Genomic DNA, 20,032 nt, shown 5'->3' on the forward strand with positions numbered 1-20,032 from the left:
CACCTGATGCAATATTGCAGACAATTTGTTGTTAATTTGTACAGTTAGTGGTTAATTGTTTGTTGTTGCCGTAGAGGCGCGGTCTCGAAGAGTAGCTATTATTGGGGTGATGCCAATGAATAATAGTGGAAGGCGAAGATTGCCGAAGTAAGTAACTCATCAAAGTTACTTGCTGGGGTTGTATCTGAAAGGAACAACACTGCCATAGTATATATTCACATTAAACTATGGAGCGCTACTGTAGGGTTGGGTGGAGTGTTCGCTTCCCTGTCGCTAAGTTCAACATGAGCACGTATCGTATGCTACGTGACTTGTCTGCAGTAGATCTCTAGCCAAACTTTGGTTTTTGAAGATCATGAATTTAATAGATTTTTCTAGTTCTCCTGTTTCATTATTGCCACCTATTGTCGCTTTGACTTTGGCGATTTTGACTCGACGTGTATTAGTTTCCTTGGGTGTAGGTATCGTGCTAGGTGCGGTGCTACTTAATAGCTGGTCTATCAGCGACACCGCAGGTTACGTCAGTTCTCAAGTTTCTTCTGTCTTTATTGAAGATGGCGGAATTAACACTTGGAACATGAGCATTGTTGGTTTCCTAATCTTATTAGGTATGACAACAGCTTTATTAACGCTTTCTGGCGGTACTCGTGCTTTTGCTGAATGGGCACAATCTCGAGTGAAGAGTAAACGCGGCTCCAAACTTCTTGCCGCCTTTTTAGGCGTATTCATTTTTGTCGATGATTACTTTAATAGCCTTGCTGTTGGTGCGATCTCTCGCCCAGTAACCGATCGCTTTTATGTGTCTCGCGCTAAGCTTGCGTACATTCTAGACTCAACCGCTGCTCCAATGTGTGTAATTATGCCTGCTTCTAGCTGGGGTGCTTACATTATTACTATTATTGGCGGGATCTTAGTCTCACATGGGATCACAGAGTATTCGGCTCTTGGCGCATATGTTCGTCTTATCCCAATGAACTTCTACGCCGTTTTTGCGCTGCTAATGGTGTTCGCTGTTGCGTGGTTTGGTCTTGATATTGGTAAAATGCGTGAGCATGAGATCTCTGCATCGCAAGGTCGTGGCTTTGATAAAGACAAAGAAAATGACTCGCAAGAAGCGCATGACCTAAATGAAGAGCTAGATATCCGTGAAAGTGAAAAGGGTAAAGTGTCAGATTTGATACTTCCTATCGTGACGCTGATTATCGCGACTATCGCTTCAATGCTTTACACGGGTGGCCAAGCATTGGCTGCTGATGGTAAGGAGTTTGCGCTTCTTGGTGCTTTTGAAAATACAGATGTAGGTACATCACTAATCTACGGTAGCTTGCTTGGCTTAGCAGTTGCACTGTTTACTGTTGTGAAGCAAGGTCTACCAATGGCTGAGATCGCACGTACACTTTGGATTGGTGCTAAGTCTATGTTTGGTGCGATTCTAATCTTAGTATTTGCCTGGACCATTGGCTCTGTTATCGGTGATATGAAGACTGGTACTTACCTTTCGACAATGGCGCAGGGAAATATCAACCCTCATTGGCTCCCAGTTATCTTATTCCTGCTGTCTGGCCTGATGGCGTTCTCAACAGGTACTTCATGGGGTACGTTCGGCATCATGCTTCCAATCGCCGGAGACATGGCTGGTGCAACAGACGTAGCGCTAATGCTACCGATGTTGAGTGCGGTTTTAGCTGGTGCGGTATTCGGTGACCATTGTTCACCAATCTCAGATACGACTATCTTGTCATCGACGGGTGCACGTTGTAACCACATTGATCACGTATCAACACAGCTACCTTATGCATTATCAGTCGCGCTTGTTTCATGCGTCGGCTTTATTGCCCTTGGTATGACTGCTTCAATTGCGTTCTCGTTCATTGCAGCGTCGATAACATTCGTTATCGTTTGCGCTATTTTGTCATGGCTTTCAAAGTCTAAAATAGCGTCTTGCCAGAGTGCGTAAGTTGTTTTGAATAGATTCGTTACAGAGGGAAGCTCCGCTAATTTAGCGGAGCTTTTTTTAACGCGACTTAGGTGAGGGGGGCAATCGCGTTTTTGGGGATAAAAGTCTCGTGTTAAGAGCGAATTGTTTGTGTACCGAGCTCTCCTTGATGGGCTGTAATGGAAAAGCAATCCATCTTCTTCTTAGTTCTAAGCAAAGACTATGCCCATTTTAAGCTTTTGATTTTTAATACAGAAAAATCCGCATGGTTGCGATGCAGAGTTAACTAAATGATATCTAAAGAGTTACCTGTTACACAGTGTTACGTTACACCTATACAGTATTTAAACATTTAAGTTGTATTTCTTTATTAATCGATAAAGCGTTGTTCTTGAAATGCCGAGGTGACGTGCAGCCGCACTCATATTGTGTTTATTTTCTTCGATAGCTTGCAGTAGGTAGTCGAGATCAATTTGGTCCACAGAAGGGAGCAATTGCCTCTCATTGTTATCAAGGCCCAAGTCAGCGACGAGAAGCGTGTGATCTTCACACATGACAATTGCTCGTTGGATGACATTACGCAGTTCTCTTACGTTGCCTGGCCAACGATGTTTGAGGAGCTTGGCTTTTACCTTATCAGACATTTTTTGTACCTGACCATGAGACAGATCTGCTAGAAAGTGTTCGGATAAAATAATAATGTCTTTTCCACGCTTTCTCAGTGGAGGGATAGTTAATGGCAATATATTAAGCCGATAGAATAGATCTTCACGAAATCCTCCTTGTACGACCTCATTTTTCAAATCCACGTGGCTTGCTGCAATGACCCTACAGTCCACGTCAATGAATTTATCCGCTCCGACTTTATGGATTTGTTTACTCTCCAAAAAGTGAAGGAGGTGGATTTGTAAGTCTGGTGGCATGTCACCAATTTCATCAAGAAATAGGGTGCCTTTATGTGCCTTTTGAATAAAACCTATACGCTCTGAGATTGCGCCTGTAAATGCTCCTTTTTCATGGCCGAAAAGCTCGGATGCAATAAGACCACTTGGAATGGCTCCACAGTTGACTTCCACAAAAGGTGCTGAGTGTCTGTTCGACAATTGATGAATAAGGCGAGCGCAAAGACCTTTCCCAACACCAGTTTCACCCTGAATGAGGACTTCAGCATCACATTGAGCGTACTTTTGTATTGCAGTACGAAGTTCTTGGATACAGGCACTATTGCCGATCAACGGGTATAGTGCCGTATCGTCGAAATCTACAGCTTGTTTATTACTACCGTTACGCAGTTTCATTGTTAATCACTATTTTTTGCCCCGCTCTAATAATAGTTTTGAATGACTTGTCTCAAACGTGAGTTGCTGTCTCTTTATTGAGAAAAATGTCAATTAATGGGTTGGGTACGGTCTAAATAGTTGATTTGGTGGATATTCATACTATTCTTCGCTTTCTTCGTCAGAGTAGAGCTGATTGGAGGTGTTCTTTCCACCAGAGTATTCAATATGGAAAAGAATTTAATTTCATTTAAATCAATGTCTTGTGAAAAATATTTAGAAAATATTCAATTGAGTATTGAAAAATATAGAATCCTTAGTTAGTGTGGTTACTAACAAAGCAACTCAAAAAGAGCCTTAAATAAGTATGCGTAATTTTGTAATGAACATTCATCACCATCATCACCCAATCTAGTCTTTCGGGCGATGTACGCATACCCGGGAGGCAGGAAACTCCCGGAGGTAAAATCAAAGTAAAAGCAGATTTTAAACCCTCGGGAGACTTCAATCTCCCGAGGGTTTTTTAGTTTTATTAGTTTGAAAAATACTTAGATATCAAAATCTTGCATAGGGACAAAGCAATGCAAACACAACGTTTAAGAATCGCAATTCAGAAAAAAGGTCGTCTTAGCAAAGAGAGTCAAGCTCTACTAAAACAGTGCGGCGTAAAGTTCAACGTAATGGGCGAGCGTTTAGTTGTCCATTCTGAAAATATGCCAATTGATTTACTCTTGGTTCGTGACGACGACATCCCAGGTTTAATTATGGATGGCGTGGTTGACCTTGGCTTTATTGGCGAAAATGAGCTAGAAGAAGTTCGCCTTGACCGCAAAGCATTAGGTGAACCCTGCGAGTTTGTTCAGCTTCGTCGACTTGATTTTGGTGGCTGTCGTTTATCTATCGCAATCGACAAGGACGAAGAGTACAACGGTCCACAAGACTTAGCTGGCAAGCGTATTGCTACAACGTATCCTCAACTTCTAAAAGCGTACATGGATGAAGCCGGCGTTCCATTCTCTACATGTATGCTGACAGGCTCTGTAGAAGTTGCGCCTCGCGCGGGTCTCGCTGATGCTATCGCTGATTTGGTTTCTACAGGTGCAACACTGGAAGCGAACGGCCTTAAAGAAGCTGAAATTATCTTCAAATCAAAAGCGACATTGATTCAACGCACAGGTGAGTTCGACGCAGACAAAGTGGCGCTAATCGAAAAGCTGTTAACTCGCATGCAAGGCGTGCAGCAAGCGAAAGAATCTAAGTACATTATGCTTCACGCCCCAGCAGAGAAGTTAGATCAAATTAAAGCACTACTGCCAGGTGCTGAAGACCCAACTGTTCTTCCTCTTTCTGCAGATAAGCAGAAAATGGCTGTTCACTTAGTGAGTTCTGAAAACCTGTTCTGGGAAACAATGGAACAGCTGAAAGAGTTGGGCGCAAGTTCAATTCTCGTTCTACCAATTGAAAAAATGATGGAGTAAGCATCATGAGAACAGTCGTTTGGCAATCATTAAGTGAGAATCAGCAAGACTCTATTTTGGAGCGCCCTGCTATTGCAGAAGGTGCCAATATCACCACTGCTGTGGCCGAAGTTATTGCTAAAGTTCGAGAAGAAGGTGACTCTGCTCTTATTGAGCTGACCGAAAAGTTTGACCGTGTTAAGCCTGAATCCATTCGTGTTTCTTCTCAGGAAATTAAGGCAGCGTCAGAGCGTTTGTCAGAGTCAATGAAGAGCGCATTAGAGCAAGCTTACGCCAATATTTCTAAGTTCCACAAAGCGCAAAAGCCGCAACCGATCAAGGTGGAAACCCAGCCAGGTGTCCTTTGTGAACAAGTAACACGCCCAATTCAAAAAGTGGGTTTGTACATTCCGGGTGGCAGTGCGCCTTTGCCATCGACTGTTTTGATGCTCGGCGTTCCTGCAAAAATTGCAGGTTGTCGTAAAGTCGTTCTTTGTTCTCCACCGCCAATCGCTGATGAGATCCTTTATGTCGCGAAACTGTGTGGCATTGATGAAGTGTACAACGTCGGTGGTGGCCAAGCAGTTGCTGCAATGGCTTATGGCACCGAGACGGTATCGAAAGTAGATAAGATCTTTGGTCCGGGCAACGCTTACGTGACCGAAGCAAAACGACAGGTTAGCAATGATTTCCGCGGTGCTGCGATTGATATGCCAGCAGGGCCATCAGAAGTGTTAGTGATTGCAGATGAAACCGCAGATGCAGACTTTATCGCTGCGGATCTTTTGAGCCAAGCGGAACACGGTCCTGATTCTCAAGTGGTATTGGTGACTCCTTCTCCTGTGATTGCTGATCAAGTGACGGATGCGGTTCAACGTCAGCTTAAGGAGCTATCTCGTGCAGACATCGCAGAAAAGGCTCTGGCATCAAGCTTGATCATTATTTCCGAGTCGATGACGCAGTCAGTTTCTATTTCCAATTACTACGGTCCTGAGCACTTAATTGTTCAGACTAAGAACCCACGCGAGCTTCTGCCTCTATTAGACAACGCAGGTTCTATTTTCCTCGGTGATTGGTCGCCTGAATCAGCAGGTGATTACGCATCTGGTACTAACCACGTTCTTCCTACTTACGGTTACACACGTACTTATTCAAGCTTAGGCTTGGCGGACTTCTCTAAGCGTATGACGATTCAAGAGCTGTCTGCTGATGGTCTAAAGAACCTTGCCCCTACAGTAGTCACAATGGCTGAAGCGGAAGGCTTAGATGCACACAAACGTGCAGTGACTATCCGCGTAGAAAAATTGGCAGCAAAGTAAGAGGACAATGAGATGGAAAAGCTAGCGCGTAAACAAGTCCAACAACTTACCCCTTATTTATCGGCTCGCCGAATTGGTGGTACCGGTGACGTATGGCTAAATGCCAACGAATCACCATTTAACAATGAATACAAAACAGACTTTGCTCGTCTTAATCGTTACAGCGAATGCCAACCGAAAGAACTGATTTCCGCTTACGCAGCGTATGCGGGTGTGAAACCAGAACAAACGCTGACTTCTCGCGGTGCAGATGAAGGCATTGAACTACTGATTCGTGCTTTCTGTGAGCCGGGTGAAGATGCGATTCTTTACTGTCCACCAACTTACGGTATGTATGCCATCAGCGCAGAAACCATTGGTGTCGAGCGAAAAACCGTGCCACTAACGTCAGATTGGCAACTAGACCTTGCAGGTATCGAAGCTAATCTGGATAACGTGAAACTGGTTTTTGTATGTTCGCCAAACAACCCAACGGGTAACTTAGTTAAGCGTGAAGATATTGTCTCTCTGCTTGAGATGACAAAAGACCGTGCAATCGTGGTGATGGATGAAGCGTACATTGATTTTTGCCCTGAAGCATCAACGGTAGATTTACTGGCGCAATACCCGAATCTCGCAATTCTGCGCACTCTGTCGAAAGCTTTTGCGCTTGCAGGTCTGCGTTGTGGATTTACGCTTGCGAACGAAGAGCTGATTAATGTACTTCTTAAAGTTATCGCACCATATCCAGTACCGGTGCCAGTAGCAGAAATTGCCACTCAAGCGCTTTCTGAAGCAGGCCTAGCGCGAGCGAAGTTCCAAGTTCTCGACTTGAACGCGAACCGTGCTTACTTACAGGTGGGTTTGTCGATGATTCCGGGGCTGGAGGTTTTTGAAGGATGGGGTAACTACCTATTGGTGAAATTCCCAGATGGTGATGGGCTTTTCAAAGCCGCTTGGGAGACGGGTATTATTCTGCGTAACTCGCCAATCGAAAACTGTGTACGTATCAGTGTAGGGAACCGTGACGAGTGCGAAAAAACACTTGGATTTATTAGAAACTACTACTCATAAGTAGAGAAAAAATTTATCGCTCTCGCTCAATAGTGGGAGCGCCAAAAGAATAGCAATAAGGAAGTTCGAGTGAGCAAACAACAAAAAATCCTTTTTATCGACCGTGATGGCACCTTAATTGTTGAGCCGCCAGTTGATTTTCAAGTAGACCGTTTAGATAAGCTAAAACTAGAGCCATTTGTTATCCCAAGCCTGTTGTCGTTACAGGATGCAGGATACCGCCTAGTGATGGTAACTAACCAAGATGGTTTGGGTACCGACAGCTACCCACAAGCAGACTTTGATGCTCCACACAACATGATGATGGAGATCTTTGAATCTCAAGGTGTAAAGTTTGATGACGTGCTGATTTGTCCTCACTTCGATGAAGATAACTGCTCTTGCCGTAAGCCTAAACTAGGCTTGGTAAAAGAGTATCTTCAAGGTGGCAAAGTTGATTTCCAAAACTCTGTTGTGATTGGCGATCGTCAAACCGATCTTCAACTTGCAGAAAACATGGCAATTCGTGGCATTCAATACAACCCAGAAACCATGGGTTGGAAACAGATCTTGAAAGATCTAACGGTGAAGGCACGCGTTGCTGAAGTGATTCGTACTACGAAAGAAACAGACATCAAAGTTGCGGTGAACCTTGATGAACAAGGCAGCAATGACATCTCTACTGGTCTTGGCTTCTTCGACCACATGCTGGATCAAATCGCGACACACGGCGGATTCCAGATGGTGTGCAAAGTAGAAGGTGACCTGCACATTGATGATCACCACACGGTAGAAGATACCGCTCTTGCTTTGGGTCAGGCATTGAAAGAAGCACTGGGTGACAAACGTGGTATTGGTCGCTTTGGTTTCAGCCTGCCAATGGATGAGTGCTTGGCACAATGTGCACTGGACCTATCTGGTCGTCCTTACCTTAAGTTCGACGCGCAGTTTAGCCGTGAGCAAGTGGGTGACCTTTCAACAGAGATGGTGGTTCACTTCTTCCGTTCTCTGACTGACACCCTAGCGTGTACGCTGCACCTTTCTTCTGCGGGTAACAATGATCACCACATCATTGAGAGCCTATTTAAAGCGTTTGGTCGCACTCTGCGCCAAGCAATCAAAGTAGAAGGCACCGAGCTACCGAGTAGTAAAGGCGTACTTTAAGGCTAACGTTAGCAAGGAGAAAAACAGTGACAGAACAGAAAGTTGTCATTATCGATACTGGCTGTGCCAACGTCTCTTCGGTGAAGTTTGCTATTGAACGCCTAGGTTATGACGTAACGATTTCAAAAGATCCACAAGTTGTATTGGCCGCTGACAAGCTATTCCTACCGGGCGTGGGAACCGCCAGTGAAGCGATGAAAAACCTAGAAGAGCGTGACCTAATCAGCTTGGTAAAACAGGTAGAGAAGCCGCTACTAGGTATCTGTTTAGGCATGCAACTGTTGGGCAAAGTGTCTCAAGAAAAAGGCCAGAAAGCCGACGAGTTAGTCGAGTGTCTTGGACTTTGTGACGGTGAAGTGAAGTTGCTACAGACTGGCGACTTACCGCTGCCGCATATGGGCTGGAACACGGTGTCTGCAAAAGCAGGTAACCCACTGTTCAAAGGTATTGAAGAAGGTGAGTACTTCTACTTCGTGCACAGCTTTGCGATGCCAGTTGGGGATTACACGATTGCTGAATGTGAATACGGCAACCCGTTCACAGCCGCAGTACAAAGTGGCAACTACTACGGTGTGCAGTTCCACCCTGAGCGTTCTTCAAAAGCGGGCGCGAAGCTTATTCAAAACTTCTTAGAATTATAAAAGGGATTTAGTGTGATTATTCCAGCTCTTGATTTAATTGAAGGACAGGTGGTTCGCCTTTATCAAGGTGATTACGGCCAAGTAACCGAGTACAAAGTCGACCCAGCAGAGCAGTTCAATTTGTATCACCAAGCGGGTGCTAACTGGCTACACTTAGTGGATTTGACTGGCGCGAAAGACACAACAGCGCGTCAGCTTGATTTGATTGCAAAGCTACTAGCAAGCACGCCAGCGAACATCCAAATCGGTGGTGGTGTGCGTACAGAGCAAGACGTGATTGATCTGTTAGAAGCCGGTGCGCAGCGTGTTGTAGTCGGTTCTACAGCAGTAAAACAACCAGAGCTTGTGAAAGGTTGGATGGAAAAATACGGCGCAGAGAAAATCGTTCTCGCGCTAGACATCAACATCGACCAAGACGGCACGCGTAAAGTGGCGATCTCGGGTTGGCAAGAAGATTCAGGCGTGACCATCGAAGCTTTGATCAACGATTATCTGACGGTAGGTCTACAGCATGTGCTTTGCACGGACATTTCTCGTGACGGCACGCTAGAAGGCTCAAACGTTGAACTTTACGTCGACTTATGTAAACAGTACCCACAAGTGCAGTTCCAATCTTCAGGCGGCATCGGTTCATTAGCGGATATCGAAGCACTAAAAGGCAGCGGTGTTGCTGGCGTGATTGTTGGTCGTGCACTATTAGATGGTAAGTTCACAGCAGAGGAGGCGTTTGCATGTTGGCAAAGCGAATAATTCCATGTCTTGATGTTCGTGATGGACAAGTGGTAAAGGGCGTCCAGTTTCGCAACCACGAAATTATTGGCGACATCGTTCCTCTGGCGCAGCGTTATGCAGAAGAAGGGGCTGACGAGCTTGTGTTCTACGATATTACCGCTTCTAGTGATGGTCGTGTCGTCGATAAAAGTTGGGTCGCTCGCGTTGCAGAAGTGATTGATATTCCGTTCTGTGTGGCTGGTGGCATTAAGTCAGCAGAAGACGCAGCACGCATTCTTGAATTTGGCGCAGACAAGGTGTCTATCAACTCACCTGCACTGGCGAACCCTCAGTTGATTACTGACCTTGCTGATAAATTTGGTGTGCAATGTATTGTCGTTGGTATCGATTCATACTACGACAAAGAGACCGGCAAGTATCAGGTTTACCAGTTTACTGGTGATGAAGAACGCACTAAAGCGACCCAATGGGAAACGCGTGATTGGGTGCAAGAAGTACAAAAACGTGGCGCTGGTGAAATCGTACTGAACATGATGAACCAAGACGGTGTGCGTAACGGCTACGACATCGAACAACTGAATATGGTGCGCGAAGTATGTAACGTACCGCTGATTGCATCGGGTGGTGCTGGTGCCATGGAGCACTTCGCAGAAGCCTACCAAAAAGCCAATGTGGATGGCGCGCTTGCTGCATCGGTATTCCACAAACAAGTCATCAATATTGGTGAACTAAAGCAGTATTTGAAACAACAAGGCATTGAGGTACGACTATGAGTGTAAAAGCCGCCGAAGTAAGTTCGCTAGCTGAGCGAATCAACTGGGAAAAGGTGGATGGTCTGGTACCTGCCATCGTACAAGATTTTCAATCAAGCCAAGTGCTGATGATGGGTTACATGAACCAAGATGCGTTGGCAAAAACGGGCGCAACAGGTCAAGTGACGTTTTTCTCTCGAACTAAACAGCGTCTTTGGACGAAAGGTGAGACCTCTGGCAACGTATTGCAATTGGTGAACATGCAGCTAGATTGCGACAACGATACGCTACTGGTGAAAGTGAATCCCATTGGTCCTACGTGTCACTTGGGTAACACAACTTGCTGGGATGTGGACCCTCAAGAGGAGTCACAAATGGTGTGGCTTCATCAACTTGAGCAGCTATTGGCTGCCCGCAAGAGTGCCGACCCAGATTCCTCTTATACTGCCAGTCTTTATGCCCGTGGCACCAAGCGTATTTCGCAAAAAGTGGGCGAAGAAGGCGTTGAAGTCGCGCTTGCGGCGACGTCGGGCGATAAGGCGGAGTTAGTGTGTGAATCGGCAGACTTGATTTATCACTTAATGGTATTGCTTCAAGACCAAGGCCTATCGATGAATGACGTAGTGAATAAACTGAAAGAGCGTCATAAATAAGCTGCGATAGTTAAATGAAAGCCCCTATGACTCAAGAGTCTAGGGGCTTTTTTAATGTAATATTGTTGATTCGGTGGGGAAACCTGACAGCAGAGCTTAAGGTGATTAGATTCTGAATCACGCTTGTTCTTCGTTGTTGAGAATGACGATATATTTTCTAACGGTATTTGAAGTAGAGTTATCTATTTCAAACGAAAGCACATATCCACGTTATTCCGACGGGCTTAGGTGAGATCAGAAATCTCATTAAAGCGGGCTCAATAAGCTAGGTGTGGGTGCGATTACCCACAACACTTCTTGAATTTCTTACCGCTTCCACAGATACACGGGTCGTTACGGCCGACCTTTAGACTGCTTACTGTTTGGTTCAAACGTGGATCTTGTTCCGGCTCTTCTTCTGGGAACGTGCCATCAATGTAGTACCAAAGCCCATCTTCTTTCACGAAACGAGAACGTTCTGTCATACAGTAGCGTTTGCCGTCCTCATCAAAGTAAGCGTTGAATTCAACAAAACCTTCATTCTCACTGCTACCCGCTTCAGCTTTTACTACCTCAAGCTTGCACCAATCGCTATCTATCGACTGGGCAATGCCTTCGCGTTGCTCTTCTGCATTACAGCTTGGGTGGTACGTGTTCACCACGTAATCGACTAGACCTAACACATGCGCACTGTAACGAGAGCGCATTAACTGCTCTGGAGTGGTGACGTCAGCGTGGTTATTGTGGGCAATTTCACAACACTGTTGGTAGGTGCGGTTAGATCCGCAAGGGCAAGAAGAAGCCATAAAATGAAATCTCGATTAATTAAGCGGTAAAAACAAACAACCTCACAATTGCGAGGCTGGAGGTGAGGCATTATAGCGATTTAGGGCGTTTGAGACAGCAGTTCTTGAGCCCATTCCGTCGATTGATTAAAAGCGTCTGCTAATTGAGGTTCGGTTAATTTAAGAACGGTGCAATATCGCTCGGCTAACTCCCAGTCCGCTTGTTCGTAGGCGATCGTCATCGAAAGTAAGTGACCAAGTACGCCTTTTCGACTGGTTAATGCGAGTTTTATATCTTCGTCAACGGGGATATCTTCAATGACATCCGAGAGCGGTTGATCGAGCAAAGATCCGAGTAAAGAAAACATGCCTGTCAAAAAAGCCTGCCCAGGGTCATACCTAGTGTTCATTTGACTAAGTAACAGTTCACACATTCGTGCACGCTGAATCGCTAAAGAGTAAAGAGAGTCAGGTTTATCTTCTTGAACGGACGCAATTGCAACTAAGGAAATAAAGCGTCGTAGTCGCTCTTCACCCAGATAAATAAGCGCCTGTCTGAACGATTTGATCTTAGTCGTTAATGTATATCCTGAATTTACGTAAGTAAGCAGCTTGTATGACAGCGTCACATCAATCGAAAACAGACGTTCAACCTCATTGAAGTCGATGGGCTTATCAGCAATCTCTTTACAAAGTTGGATGACGGTAAGAAACGCGGGGTTCAACCGTTTTTTCTGGATCATCTCAGGTTTGCTAAAAAAATACCCTTGAAAATAGTTAAAACCGGCTTCTAGAGCTTGCTCAAACTCTTCATAGGTCTCTACCTTTTCCGCAAGAAAGTCGATTTTAAATGGGCTCAACGCCTGAATAAAAATGGCAGCTTTCTTGATCGGCACAAGTCTAATATCAAACTTGATCATGGAAACGTATGGAAGAAAACGCTTCCAAGCTTTCGTCGGAACAAAATCATCCAGAGCAATTTTGTATCCGCACTCATGAAGGTGCTTGATGGCTTCTAACAGTTCTTCTGTCGGTTCGCAGTCTTCAAGGACTTCAATGACGAGAGATTCTTTAGGGAACAAAGTTGGGACCAAGTTCACCAAGCTTTGATGCGGAAAGTTAACAAAGCCAAGTTTGTTTCCTAATGTGTTGTAATGCGTCGATAAAAAATGATCGGATAGCAGTCGACTAGTAGCCAGCTCTGGTTCTACTTCAGGGAAGGTATTTTTAGGGCCGTCTCGAAAGAGGAGTTCGTAACCTATGGTTCGTTTTTCTCTATCCAGAATCGGTTGGCGAGCTACGTAAGAATACTTCAATTAGGTACTTCGTTCTGTTTAACTTAGTATTATGATAATAGCGATTTTTTACAAAATATCTACGACTTGAGCGTGAATCTTCTACACGCTCTACATGCTTAACGCAAATTCTGTATGAACGGTCTCGTTTGTAGGTCAAAACTATCAGAATTTACTTTTAAAACTGAGCCTTGCGTATACCAATCCCCTAAAACAATTCGGGTCTTTTTAACGCCATCGACGTCAAAAAAATGTGTGTTCGGGCGATGTGTGTGACCATGAATCATTAAGTTGACGCAGTTCTGAGACATCACTTTCTCGACCTCATTTTGGTTGACGTCCATGATATCTAATGACTTGCTCATTTTATCATCACGAATATCGGATTGAACTTTTGAGACAATTTTCTTCTTAATGAACCAAGGAATACGGTTAAACAACCATTGTAGCCATGGCTTGTGAACGGTTTTTCTAAACTCTTGGTATTTCACATCGTCAATGCAGAGCGTATCGCCATGTAGGATTACGGCTTTTTGACCATAAAGATCAATCGTGCAGACATCGTCGAGTAATGTCATACCGGTTTCTTTGCAAAAGCGTTTGCCGAGTAAAAAATCTCGATTGCCTTGGATGAAAAAAGTTGGCACACCCGCATCCGTCAGTGCTTTAAATTCTGCACGGATTTGGTCTGCAAAAGGGGTGTTGTCATCGTCACCAATCCAGAACTCAAACAGATCGCCGAGTACATAAAGTGCATCAGCTTTTGTTGCTTCTGTTCGCATGAACGTCACAAAACATTCCGTGATATCAGGACGTGATGGGGTAAGGTGAAGATCGGAAATAAATAATGTCGTCATAGAAATAAGGGGAAGCTATGCCTCCCCATTAACTTATCTTTTAAAAATAATTCCTAAGAATTACTCTTCAATTGTTGTACCAGTGATTACTACGTCTTCTAGAGGTACGTCTTGGTGCATGCCGTAAGAACCAGTGCTAACGCCTTTGATCTTATTTACGATGTCCATGCCTTCGATTACTTCACCGAACACACAGTAACCCCAACCATCTAGGCTTTCGCTACGGAAGTCTAGGAATGTGTTGTTGTTTACGTTGATGAAGAACTGAGAGCTTGCTGAATGCGGCTCCATAGTACGTGCCATAGCAAGTGTACCCACTTTGTTGCTAAGGCCATTGTTTGCTTCGTTCTTGATAGGTGCACGAGTCGCTTTTTCACGTAGACCAGACTCCATACCACCACCTTGGATCATGAAGCCGTCAATAACACGGTGGAAAAGCGTGTTGTCGTAGAAACCGTCGCGGCAGTACTGAAGGAAGTTTGCGCTTGTCTCTGGCGCTTTCTCTTCGTTTAGTTGAATCTTGATGTCACCAAAATTAGTGTGAAGGGTGATCATGCTACTTTCCTTTACTGTGTTGTGTTGAGCCCGAGATTCTAGCCTAAGTTCTAGTGCTTTAAAAACTCAGGAAGAGGAAATTCTTCGTTTTGTGCTTGAAGTTTAGCCGATTATCGTTTTATCGGTTAATTGCTATTACCTAACTAGGTTGGAGTTGATATACTCATCTTCTTTTATTCATTCACAATCATAGATAGAGATCATGTTAAAGATATATAACACACTCACAAGACAGAAAGAGGAATTCAAACCAATTACAGCTGGCAAAGTCGGTATGTATGTCTGTGGAGTTACCATCTACGATCTCTGTCACATTGGTCACGGTCGTACTTTCGTCTCTTTTGACGTTGTATCACGTTACCTTCGCTACTTGGGCTATGATCTGACGTTTGTACGTAACATCACAGATATCGACGATAAGATCATCAAACGTGCCGCAGAAAATGGTGAGTCTTGCGATTCATTGACTGAGCGTTTGATTGGTGAAATGCACGCTGATTTTGATGCGCTGAACATGAAACGTCCGGACGTTGAACCTCGTGCGACACAGTTTATTGCTGAAATCATCGAATTGGTTGAGAAGCTAATCGAGCGCGGTTTTGCATACGTTGCAGATAACGGTGACGTAATGTTTGAAGTGGGTAAATTCAACGAATACGGCAAGCTTTCTAAGCAAGACCTTGATCAGCTTCAAGCTGGCGCGCGCGTTGATATCGAAACAGCAAAACGCAGCCCTCTAGACTTTGTACTTTGGAAGATGTCTAAGCCGGGTGAACCAACGTGGGAGTCACCATGGGGTCCAGGTCGTCCAGGTTGGCACATAGAGTGTTCAGCAATGAACTCTTCAATCCTAGGTAACCACTTCGACATTCACGGCGGCGGTTCTGACCTTCAGTTCCCACACCATGAAAATGAAATCGCGCAATCATGCTGTGCACACGATACACAATACGTGAACACATGGATGCACAGCGGCATGGTAATGGTAGACCGTGAGAAGATGTCTAAATCTCTAGGTAACTTCTTTACTATCCGTGACGTTCTTGGTCACTACGATGCTGAAACAGTGCGTTACTTCCTAATGTCTGGTCACTACCGTAGCCAGTTAAACTACAGCGAAGATAACCTAAACCAAGCACGTGCTTCGCTTGAGCGCCTGTACACATCTCTACGTGGTTTAGACCTAAACGCGGCGCCTGCTGGTGGTGAAGAATACGTATCTCGCTTCACTGCAGCGATGAATGATGACTTCAACACACCAGAAGCTTACTCAGTACTGTTCGACATGGCGCGAGAAGTTAACCGCCTGAAGACAGAAAACCTAGAGAAAGCGAGCGAACTCGGTGCGCTAATGCGTGAACTAGCTGACGTGATCGGTATTCTTCACCAAGATCCTGAAGCCTTCCTAAAAGGTGATGCGGGTAACGATGATGAAGTGGCTGAAATCGAAGCTCTGATCAAGCTGCGTAACGACTCTCGTGCTGCGAAAGATTGGGCGAATGCAGATATGGCTCGTGACAAGCTGACCGAAATGGGCATTGTTCTGGAAGATGGTCCAGAAGGCACAACGTGGCGTCGTAAGTAATTGAATTTTCATTTTTAAAGGGCTGATAATTCAGCCCTTTTATTTTCCATTTCCATAAATTAAAACTTTAACTTTAGGTAATGCTCTGTGGCTCAGATGTATTTCTATTACTCAGCAATGAATGCGGGTAAATCAACAACGCTTCTTCAATCCTCTTTCAACTACCAAGAACGCGGCATGACGCCAGTTATTTTTACGGCTGCGCTAGATGATCGTTTTGGTGTCGGTAAAGTGAGCTCTCGTATTGGTCTTCAATCTGACGCACATTTATTTCGTCAGGATACCAATTTGTATCAAGAGATCGCAGCTCTGAATGAGGTTGAAAAACGTCACTGTATTCTTGTTGATGAGTGTCAGTTCTTGTCGAAAGAACAAGTTTATCAACTTACTGAAGTTGTTGATAAGTTGCATATTCCAGTATTGTGTTACGGCCTTCGCACCGATTTTCTAGGCGAACTTTTTGAAGGCAGTAAGTATCTATTATCTTGGGCAGACAAGCTGGTTGAGCTCAAAACAATCTGCCATTGTGGCCGCAAAGCGAATATGGTTATTCGTACCGATGAACACGGCGTGGCAATTAAAGAAGGCGATCAAGTTGCGATCGGCGGTAACGATAAGTATGTCTCCGTATGCCGCCAACATTACAAAGAAGCACTCGGTAAATAAGCCGTATTGATACAGAAAAGCCACCGAACTTGGTGGCTTTTTGTTGTCGGTTAGAAAAAATTAGACTAAGTCAAAACCAAACCGCTCGAGTAAAACCTGGTAAGAAGATTCGACTTGCTGAGGGATGTTCTGCTCGGTTTGAAATCCTTTCTCTGGATAGCTTTTTACGCGAGAGAAATCTTCCATTAGTGCTTCTAGCACCATCATTAATGGCATGTCTTCATTAATGTATTCAAAAAATGGAAGAGCCGCAGAGCTTACTTGGAGCTGAGTGTAGGGTGACTGCCACTGTTTTTCAAATGTCGCGATTGCTCTACGCTCCATAAACGGTTTTTGTACCAGAATAAACGAGGAACATTGTTTTCCTTCCTCTTTTAATCGTTGCTCAGTAAAGCGGACGTTTTCTCCGCTGTTTGTGGATTTAGTCTCGAGCAAAATTGCTTTGCTTGGAACGCCCGACAACTTTGCAATCTCGGCAAAGGTTTCTGCTTCGCTTTTTTCAAACAGTCCATCTGTGAAGCGACCTTCACCCCCTGAAAATACAATCAAAGGTGCCAACTTTTGGTGGTAGAGCTTGGCAGCGTGCTCCGCTACACGCACATCATTGCTGCACATCACAAACAAACAGTCCGCAGGCTTCAGTTCATGTTTAAGTTGCATGTAATCCCAAAGCGTTTCTATATGTCTATAGAGTCTCATAGCGCATCCAAAGTTGAATTGAAGTGAAATCGATAACCAAGTGAGAGTAGTTTGTCAGCAAGAATACGCTTGTCAGCTTGCTCTGTGACGGGTGGAAGAGGTATCTCACTTCCGATTTTGTTTATGGCAGCTTGGTAGAACTCAGCCTTGCTGACAGTATGAGGTGTCGTAACATTAATGACTTGGTTGCTTAAATTGCCTAAGGCAAATTTCGCAGCCGAGACAGCATCATCTTGATGAAGCATATTAGCTGGTGCTTTACGACTAACTTGTTGAAGCCTTGCTGCAAAGCGAGATGGGTGTCTATCTGGCCCGATTAATCCGCTACAACGTAGAATAACAAAGCTAATATTCGAGTCGATAACATGCTGCTCTGCTTGAAGCATAATACGTGCATTGTCAGAGAAATAAGGGCTTTCGGCTGCTAAAGAGATTGACGCGTCAGCTTCTTCCATATCGGAAGCAAGGTTAGGGTAAACCGTTGTAGAGCTGATCATGAGAAGTTTTTCAACGTTGTTTTGCTTAGCTGCGTTGGCAAGTATTTGCCATTGCTGTGCATATTCTTGACCGCGTCCTTTACGAAATCCTGGAGGAAAAGCACCGATAACGTGCGTAATTTGATGCTGTTTGAGCAGCTCATCTAGCCGTGCTGTGGCGTTCAATTGATTGAAATCGAACAATGCGGAGTGAGTTAATGAGGTGGGTAACTCTTTTAATCGAGTTTGGCTACGACGAGTGACGACAACATAGTGTCCATCTTTCATCAATTTTTCTGCTAGCGGAGTTCCGAGCCAGCCTGCACCTACGATCAATGTATTTGCCATTTGGGTCTTCCTACTTACTTATGTCTGCCCGAATAGGTTGAGCAGTTCTGCTTTGGCTTGTTGATGGAGGGGATCTGAATGCCATTTCTGGTGCTGAATAAGGTCAACATTGACTTGCCAAGCCAGTTTTGTGAAATCATCCCCAACTTTTTTTAATGTATTAGGTGAATACACGACTAAATGCTGTGGTAGAAAGCACCAACCAAACCCTTTATTCGCCAATTCCAACAAAATATAGTAGTTATCAGCGTACCAGATATCTGGGCTAAATGCTTGATTGAGGCCACATGGCTCTGCACTTTTGGATCGTATGACCAATTGACGATGTTGTTTTAGTTGATCAATGTGAGTGATTTGCTGCTTTGCTAAAGGATGTGTTGAAGAGACATAGACATCAAATGCAATATTGCCAAGATTGGTGAAATCGATGTGCCTTGGCATTTGTAAATCACTCAAAATAATCCCAGTCGTGGCGCGTTCCGACTTAACCAATTCAATGATATCAGGGCTTGATGCCGTTAAGCATTCAACTTGTAAGTGTGGAAAGCGTTGCTCTAACTTCTTTAGCACATCCGGCAAGCGAGTCAGAGGAATCCCTTCATCAATAGCTAAGACTAATTTGTTCGTTGGCGTGGAAAAGAGCTGTGATGCCCTATTGTTTAGGCGGTCGAGTTGGCTGATTGTTGCTTGTGCATAAGGTACGAGCGCGAGGCCATTCTCAGTTAATTTAGGGTACCTGCCTGATCGATCGAAAAGCTCAACGCCACAGTCGATCTCCATATTCATGATGTGCTGGCTCACTACAGATTGAGCTCGCCCCAGTTTTCTAGCTGCTCCTGAAAATGATCCTGCTTCTGATGTAGCAATGAAAGCTTGCAGTTGTTCGATGGTAAACATATCGCTTAAACCGATGGTATCTAACTTTTGGTTATCTAAATAATAGATAAAATTCTAAGCATTGAGTAGAACTATTTGGACAGAGAAATATGACTCGTAACGAACGAATTTTTCATGCAGTACTTTTTGAGTTAATCGCACTCGCGATTATTGTACCAGCGGCTTCATTGATCACTGGAAAGGGTTCTAGTGATCTCGCGTTGGTTGGGGTCGGGTTGAGCATGTATACCGTGATATGGAACTACATCTACAACTTGTATTTTGATAAGTGGTTTGGTGACAATCGAGCTGAGCGAAGTTTAGCGATGCGGCTTGGACACACTATTGGTTTCGAGGGAGGATTGATCTTTATCTCTCTACCTGTGATTGCCTGGTTCTTAGAAATTACGCTTCTTCAAGCTCTAATGCTGGAAGCCGGCTTCCTCGTTTTCTTCCTATTTTATGCCACTGGTTTTAACTGGTTGTATGACAAGGTTCAACCATTTAGCAAAATGAAAAAGCGATTATTGCCACAGGCATCGACAGGAAAAATATAGGACTAAAAAACGCCACCGAGTTCGGTGGCGTTTTTTGTTCAAATTACACAGACAAAACTCTTAAAATCTTATCTGCATGTTCTGCAACTTCAATGCCTTCGTCTGTTAGATAACCACCGTCAGGCTGTGTACAAAGTTGCTTCTTATATAGACGAGCAACGGCTGCCTGCATTTCTTCTGACGCGTCTGTATGAACTTTAATACCAGTTGCAGCACTACTTAGGTCGAACTGAAGAAGTAGATTCAATTCGGCGATATGTTCAGCTGAATATTTCATAAATGATTCCTTTGCGCTTTTTTTACCAAGCTAGTCTGAAAAGTAGCGTTGGGCAACATTCAACGACAAGAAGTGTTAAGTATGGCGCTATCAGGCTGATATAACGCAGGATCT

At 44.4% G+C, this 20,032-nt stretch carries 21 protein-coding genes, 1 riboswitch and 1 other annotated feature; of the genes, 12 read left to right on the plus strand and 9 right to left on the minus strand.

Going from position 1 to position 20,032, the window contains the following annotated elements; genetic code table 11:
- The first annotated feature begins 63 nt into the window (after positions 1–63).
- A riboswitch (Lysine riboswitch) is annotated at positions 64–246 on the plus strand.
- A 109-nt stretch (positions 247–355) separates the two neighbouring features.
- Entirely contained in the window at positions 356–1,957 is a 1,602-nt protein-coding gene (tet(35), locus tag R7Q48_RS09660; protein WP_005378182.1) for a tetracycline efflux Na+/H+ antiporter family transporter Tet(35), read from the plus strand.
- A gap of 323 nt (positions 1,958–2,280) precedes the next feature.
- On the opposite strand, the gene R7Q48_RS09665 is transcribed toward tet(35), so the two are convergent.
- Positions 2,281–3,234 carry a sigma-54 interaction domain-containing protein gene (locus R7Q48_RS09665; protein ID WP_005388056.1) on the minus strand — a complete coding sequence of 318 codons (954 nt, stop codon included), beginning with the start codon at positions 3,232–3,234 and terminating at the stop codon, positions 2,281–2,283.
- A gap of 369 nt (positions 3,235–3,603) precedes the next feature.
- Positions 3,604–3,741, plus strand: a sequence feature (His leader region).
- Between the two features lie 53 nt (positions 3,742–3,794).
- On the opposite strand from R7Q48_RS09665, the gene hisG reads away from it, so the two are divergent.
- The 8 genes from hisG to hisIE all read left to right on the plus strand — a co-directional run bounded on the left by hisG (position 3,795) and on the right by hisIE (position 10,963).
- Positions 3,795–4,691 carry an ATP phosphoribosyltransferase gene (gene hisG, locus R7Q48_RS09670; RefSeq protein WP_005378180.1) on the plus strand — a complete coding sequence of 299 codons (897 nt, stop codon included), beginning with the start codon at positions 3,795–3,797 and terminating at the stop codon, positions 4,689–4,691.
- A 5-nt stretch (positions 4,692–4,696) separates the two neighbouring features.
- Positions 4,697–5,989 (plus strand): histidinol dehydrogenase, encoded by a 1,293-nt coding sequence (hisD, locus tag R7Q48_RS09675; RefSeq protein ID WP_256902842.1) that lies wholly within the window; start codon positions 4,697–4,699, stop codon positions 5,987–5,989.
- A gap of 12 nt (positions 5,990–6,001) precedes the next feature.
- Positions 6,002–7,042, plus strand: coding sequence for a histidinol-phosphate transaminase (hisC, locus tag R7Q48_RS09680; RefSeq protein ID WP_088880578.1), 1,041 nt, complete (start codon positions 6,002–6,004; stop codon positions 7,040–7,042).
- A 69-nt stretch (positions 7,043–7,111) separates the two neighbouring features.
- Positions 7,112–8,185: a bifunctional histidinol-phosphatase/imidazoleglycerol-phosphate dehydratase HisB gene (gene hisB, locus R7Q48_RS09685; RefSeq protein ID WP_010449156.1), complete on the plus strand. Its 1,074-nt coding sequence runs from the start codon at positions 7,112–7,114 to the stop codon at positions 8,183–8,185.
- Positions 8,186–8,211: 26 nt separating this feature from the next.
- Entirely contained in the window at positions 8,212–8,826 is a 615-nt protein-coding gene (gene hisH / locus R7Q48_RS09690; protein ID WP_005450758.1) for an imidazole glycerol phosphate synthase subunit HisH, read from the plus strand.
- A gap of 12 nt (positions 8,827–8,838) precedes the next feature.
- Entirely contained in the window at positions 8,839–9,576 is a 738-nt protein-coding gene (gene hisA / locus R7Q48_RS09695; RefSeq protein WP_005390889.1) for a 1-(5-phosphoribosyl)-5-[(5-phosphoribosylamino)methylideneamino]imidazole-4-carboxamide isomerase, read from the plus strand.
- Positions 9,558–10,331 carry an imidazole glycerol phosphate synthase subunit HisF gene (hisF, locus tag R7Q48_RS09700; RefSeq protein ID WP_004749837.1) on the plus strand — a complete coding sequence of 258 codons (774 nt, stop codon included), beginning with the start codon at positions 9,558–9,560 and terminating at the stop codon, positions 10,329–10,331. The genes hisA and hisF overlap by 19 nt, the downstream gene beginning before the upstream one ends.
- A complete protein-coding gene (hisIE, locus tag R7Q48_RS09705; RefSeq protein WP_256902843.1) occupies positions 10,328–10,963 on the plus strand; it encodes a bifunctional phosphoribosyl-AMP cyclohydrolase/phosphoribosyl-ATP diphosphatase HisIE in 636 nt (211 codons plus the stop codon). The genes hisF and hisIE overlap by 4 nt, the downstream gene beginning before the upstream one ends.
- 281 nt (positions 10,964–11,244) lie before the next feature.
- Here the strand turns inward: hisIE and R7Q48_RS09710 are convergent, their stop codons facing one another.
- The 4 genes from R7Q48_RS09710 to R7Q48_RS09725 all read right to left on the minus strand — a co-directional run bounded on the left by R7Q48_RS09710 (position 11,245) and on the right by R7Q48_RS09725 (position 14,434).
- Positions 11,245–11,748, minus strand: coding sequence for a YchJ family protein (locus R7Q48_RS09710; RefSeq protein WP_256902844.1), 504 nt, complete (start codon positions 11,746–11,748; stop codon positions 11,245–11,247).
- 80 nt (positions 11,749–11,828) lie between these two features.
- A complete protein-coding gene (locus R7Q48_RS09715; RefSeq protein WP_005378158.1) occupies positions 11,829–13,043 on the minus strand; it encodes an EAL and HDOD domain-containing protein in 1,215 nt (404 codons plus the stop codon).
- A gap of 98 nt (positions 13,044–13,141) precedes the next feature.
- Complete coding sequence (lpxH, locus tag R7Q48_RS09720; protein ID WP_005389817.1) at positions 13,142–13,879, minus strand: UDP-2,3-diacylglucosamine diphosphatase; 738 nt, start codon at positions 13,877–13,879, stop codon at positions 13,142–13,144.
- 60 nt (positions 13,880–13,939) lie between these two features.
- Entirely contained in the window at positions 13,940–14,434 is a 495-nt protein-coding gene (locus tag R7Q48_RS09725; protein ID WP_005378156.1) for a peptidylprolyl isomerase, read from the minus strand.
- A gap of 202 nt (positions 14,435–14,636) precedes the next feature.
- Here R7Q48_RS09725 and cysS point away from each other — a divergent pair, with 202 nt between their 5' ends.
- Both cysS and R7Q48_RS09735 read left to right on the plus strand, forming a co-directional pair.
- Positions 14,637–16,019 (plus strand): cysteine--tRNA ligase, encoded by a 1,383-nt coding sequence (gene cysS / locus R7Q48_RS09730; protein WP_005378155.1) that lies wholly within the window; start codon positions 14,637–14,639, stop codon positions 16,017–16,019.
- A gap of 87 nt (positions 16,020–16,106) precedes the next feature.
- A complete protein-coding gene (locus R7Q48_RS09735; RefSeq protein ID WP_005378154.1) occupies positions 16,107–16,685 on the plus strand; it encodes a thymidine kinase in 579 nt (192 codons plus the stop codon).
- 60 nt (positions 16,686–16,745) lie between these two features.
- On the opposite strand, the gene R7Q48_RS09740 is transcribed toward R7Q48_RS09735, so the two are convergent.
- The 3 genes from R7Q48_RS09740 to R7Q48_RS09750 are packed head-to-tail and all read right to left on the minus strand — an operon-like array spanning position 16,746 to position 19,105.
- Positions 16,746–17,384 (minus strand): YdcF family protein, encoded by a 639-nt coding sequence (locus R7Q48_RS09740; protein WP_017821723.1) that lies wholly within the window; start codon positions 17,382–17,384, stop codon positions 16,746–16,748.
- A complete protein-coding gene (locus R7Q48_RS09745; RefSeq protein WP_213868369.1) occupies positions 17,381–18,208 on the minus strand; it encodes an NAD-dependent epimerase/dehydratase family protein in 828 nt (275 codons plus the stop codon). The genes R7Q48_RS09740 and R7Q48_RS09745 overlap by 4 nt, the downstream gene beginning before the upstream one ends.
- 18 nt (positions 18,209–18,226) lie before the next feature.
- A complete protein-coding gene (locus tag R7Q48_RS09750; protein WP_256902845.1) occupies positions 18,227–19,105 on the minus strand; it encodes a LysR family transcriptional regulator in 879 nt (292 codons plus the stop codon).
- Between the two features lie 89 nt (positions 19,106–19,194).
- Here R7Q48_RS09750 and R7Q48_RS09755 point away from each other — a divergent pair, with 89 nt between their 5' ends.
- Positions 19,195–19,641 (plus strand): PACE efflux transporter, encoded by a 447-nt coding sequence (locus tag R7Q48_RS09755; protein ID WP_042522041.1) that lies wholly within the window; start codon positions 19,195–19,197, stop codon positions 19,639–19,641.
- Positions 19,642–19,684: 43 nt separating this feature from the next.
- Here R7Q48_RS09755 and R7Q48_RS09760 read toward each other — a convergent pair whose 3' ends face one another.
- Positions 19,685–19,918, minus strand: a complete 234-nt coding sequence (locus R7Q48_RS09760) for a TIGR02647 family protein (RefSeq protein WP_005387662.1) — start codon at positions 19,916–19,918, stop codon at positions 19,685–19,687.
- Between the last annotated feature and the right edge of the window lie 114 nt (positions 19,919–20,032).

Source organism: Vibrio sp. 378 (assembly GCF_033339435.1).

Excerpts from the sequence above, each read along its gene's own strand:
- cysS (WP_005378155.1), top strand. The coding sequence starts at position 14,637 with ATGTTAAAGATATATAACACACTCACAAGACAGAAAGAGGAATTCAAA.
- R7Q48_RS09740 (WP_017821723.1), bottom strand. The coding sequence starts at position 17,384 with ATGAGACTCTATAGACATATAGAAACGCTTTGGGATTACATGCAACTT.
- R7Q48_RS09760 (WP_005387662.1), bottom strand. The coding sequence starts at position 19,918 with ATGAAATATTCAGCTGAACATATCGCCGAATTGAATCTACTTCTTCAG.
- hisD (WP_256902842.1), top strand. The coding sequence starts at position 4,697 with ATGAGAACAGTCGTTTGGCAATCATTAAGTGAGAATCAGCAAGACTCT.
- hisG (WP_005378180.1), top strand. The coding sequence starts at position 3,795 with ATGCAAACACAACGTTTAAGAATCGCAATTCAGAAAAAAGGTCGTCTT.
- R7Q48_RS09725 (WP_005378156.1), bottom strand. The coding sequence starts at position 14,434 with ATGATCACCCTTCACACTAATTTTGGTGACATCAAGATTCAACTAAAC.
- R7Q48_RS09745 (WP_213868369.1), bottom strand. The coding sequence starts at position 18,208 with ATGGCAAATACATTGATCGTAGGTGCAGGCTGGCTCGGAACTCCGCTA.
- R7Q48_RS09750 (WP_256902845.1), bottom strand. The coding sequence starts at position 19,105 with ATGTTTACCATCGAACAACTGCAAGCTTTCATTGCTACATCAGAAGCA.
- R7Q48_RS09665 (WP_005388056.1), bottom strand. The coding sequence starts at position 3,234 with ATGAAACTGCGTAACGGTAGTAATAAACAAGCTGTAGATTTCGACGAT.
- R7Q48_RS09710 (WP_256902844.1), bottom strand. The coding sequence starts at position 11,748 with ATGGCTTCTTCTTGCCCTTGCGGATCTAACCGCACCTACCAACAGTGT.
- hisIE (WP_256902843.1), top strand. The coding sequence starts at position 10,328 with ATGAGTGTAAAAGCCGCCGAAGTAAGTTCGCTAGCTGAGCGAATCAAC.
- lpxH (WP_005389817.1), bottom strand. The coding sequence starts at position 13,879 with ATGACGACATTATTTATTTCCGATCTTCACCTTACCCCATCACGTCCT.
- hisF (WP_004749837.1), top strand. The coding sequence starts at position 9,558 with ATGTTGGCAAAGCGAATAATTCCATGTCTTGATGTTCGTGATGGACAA.
- R7Q48_RS09755 (WP_042522041.1), top strand. The coding sequence starts at position 19,195 with ATGACTCGTAACGAACGAATTTTTCATGCAGTACTTTTTGAGTTAATC.
- hisC (WP_088880578.1), top strand. The coding sequence starts at position 6,002 with ATGGAAAAGCTAGCGCGTAAACAAGTCCAACAACTTACCCCTTATTTA.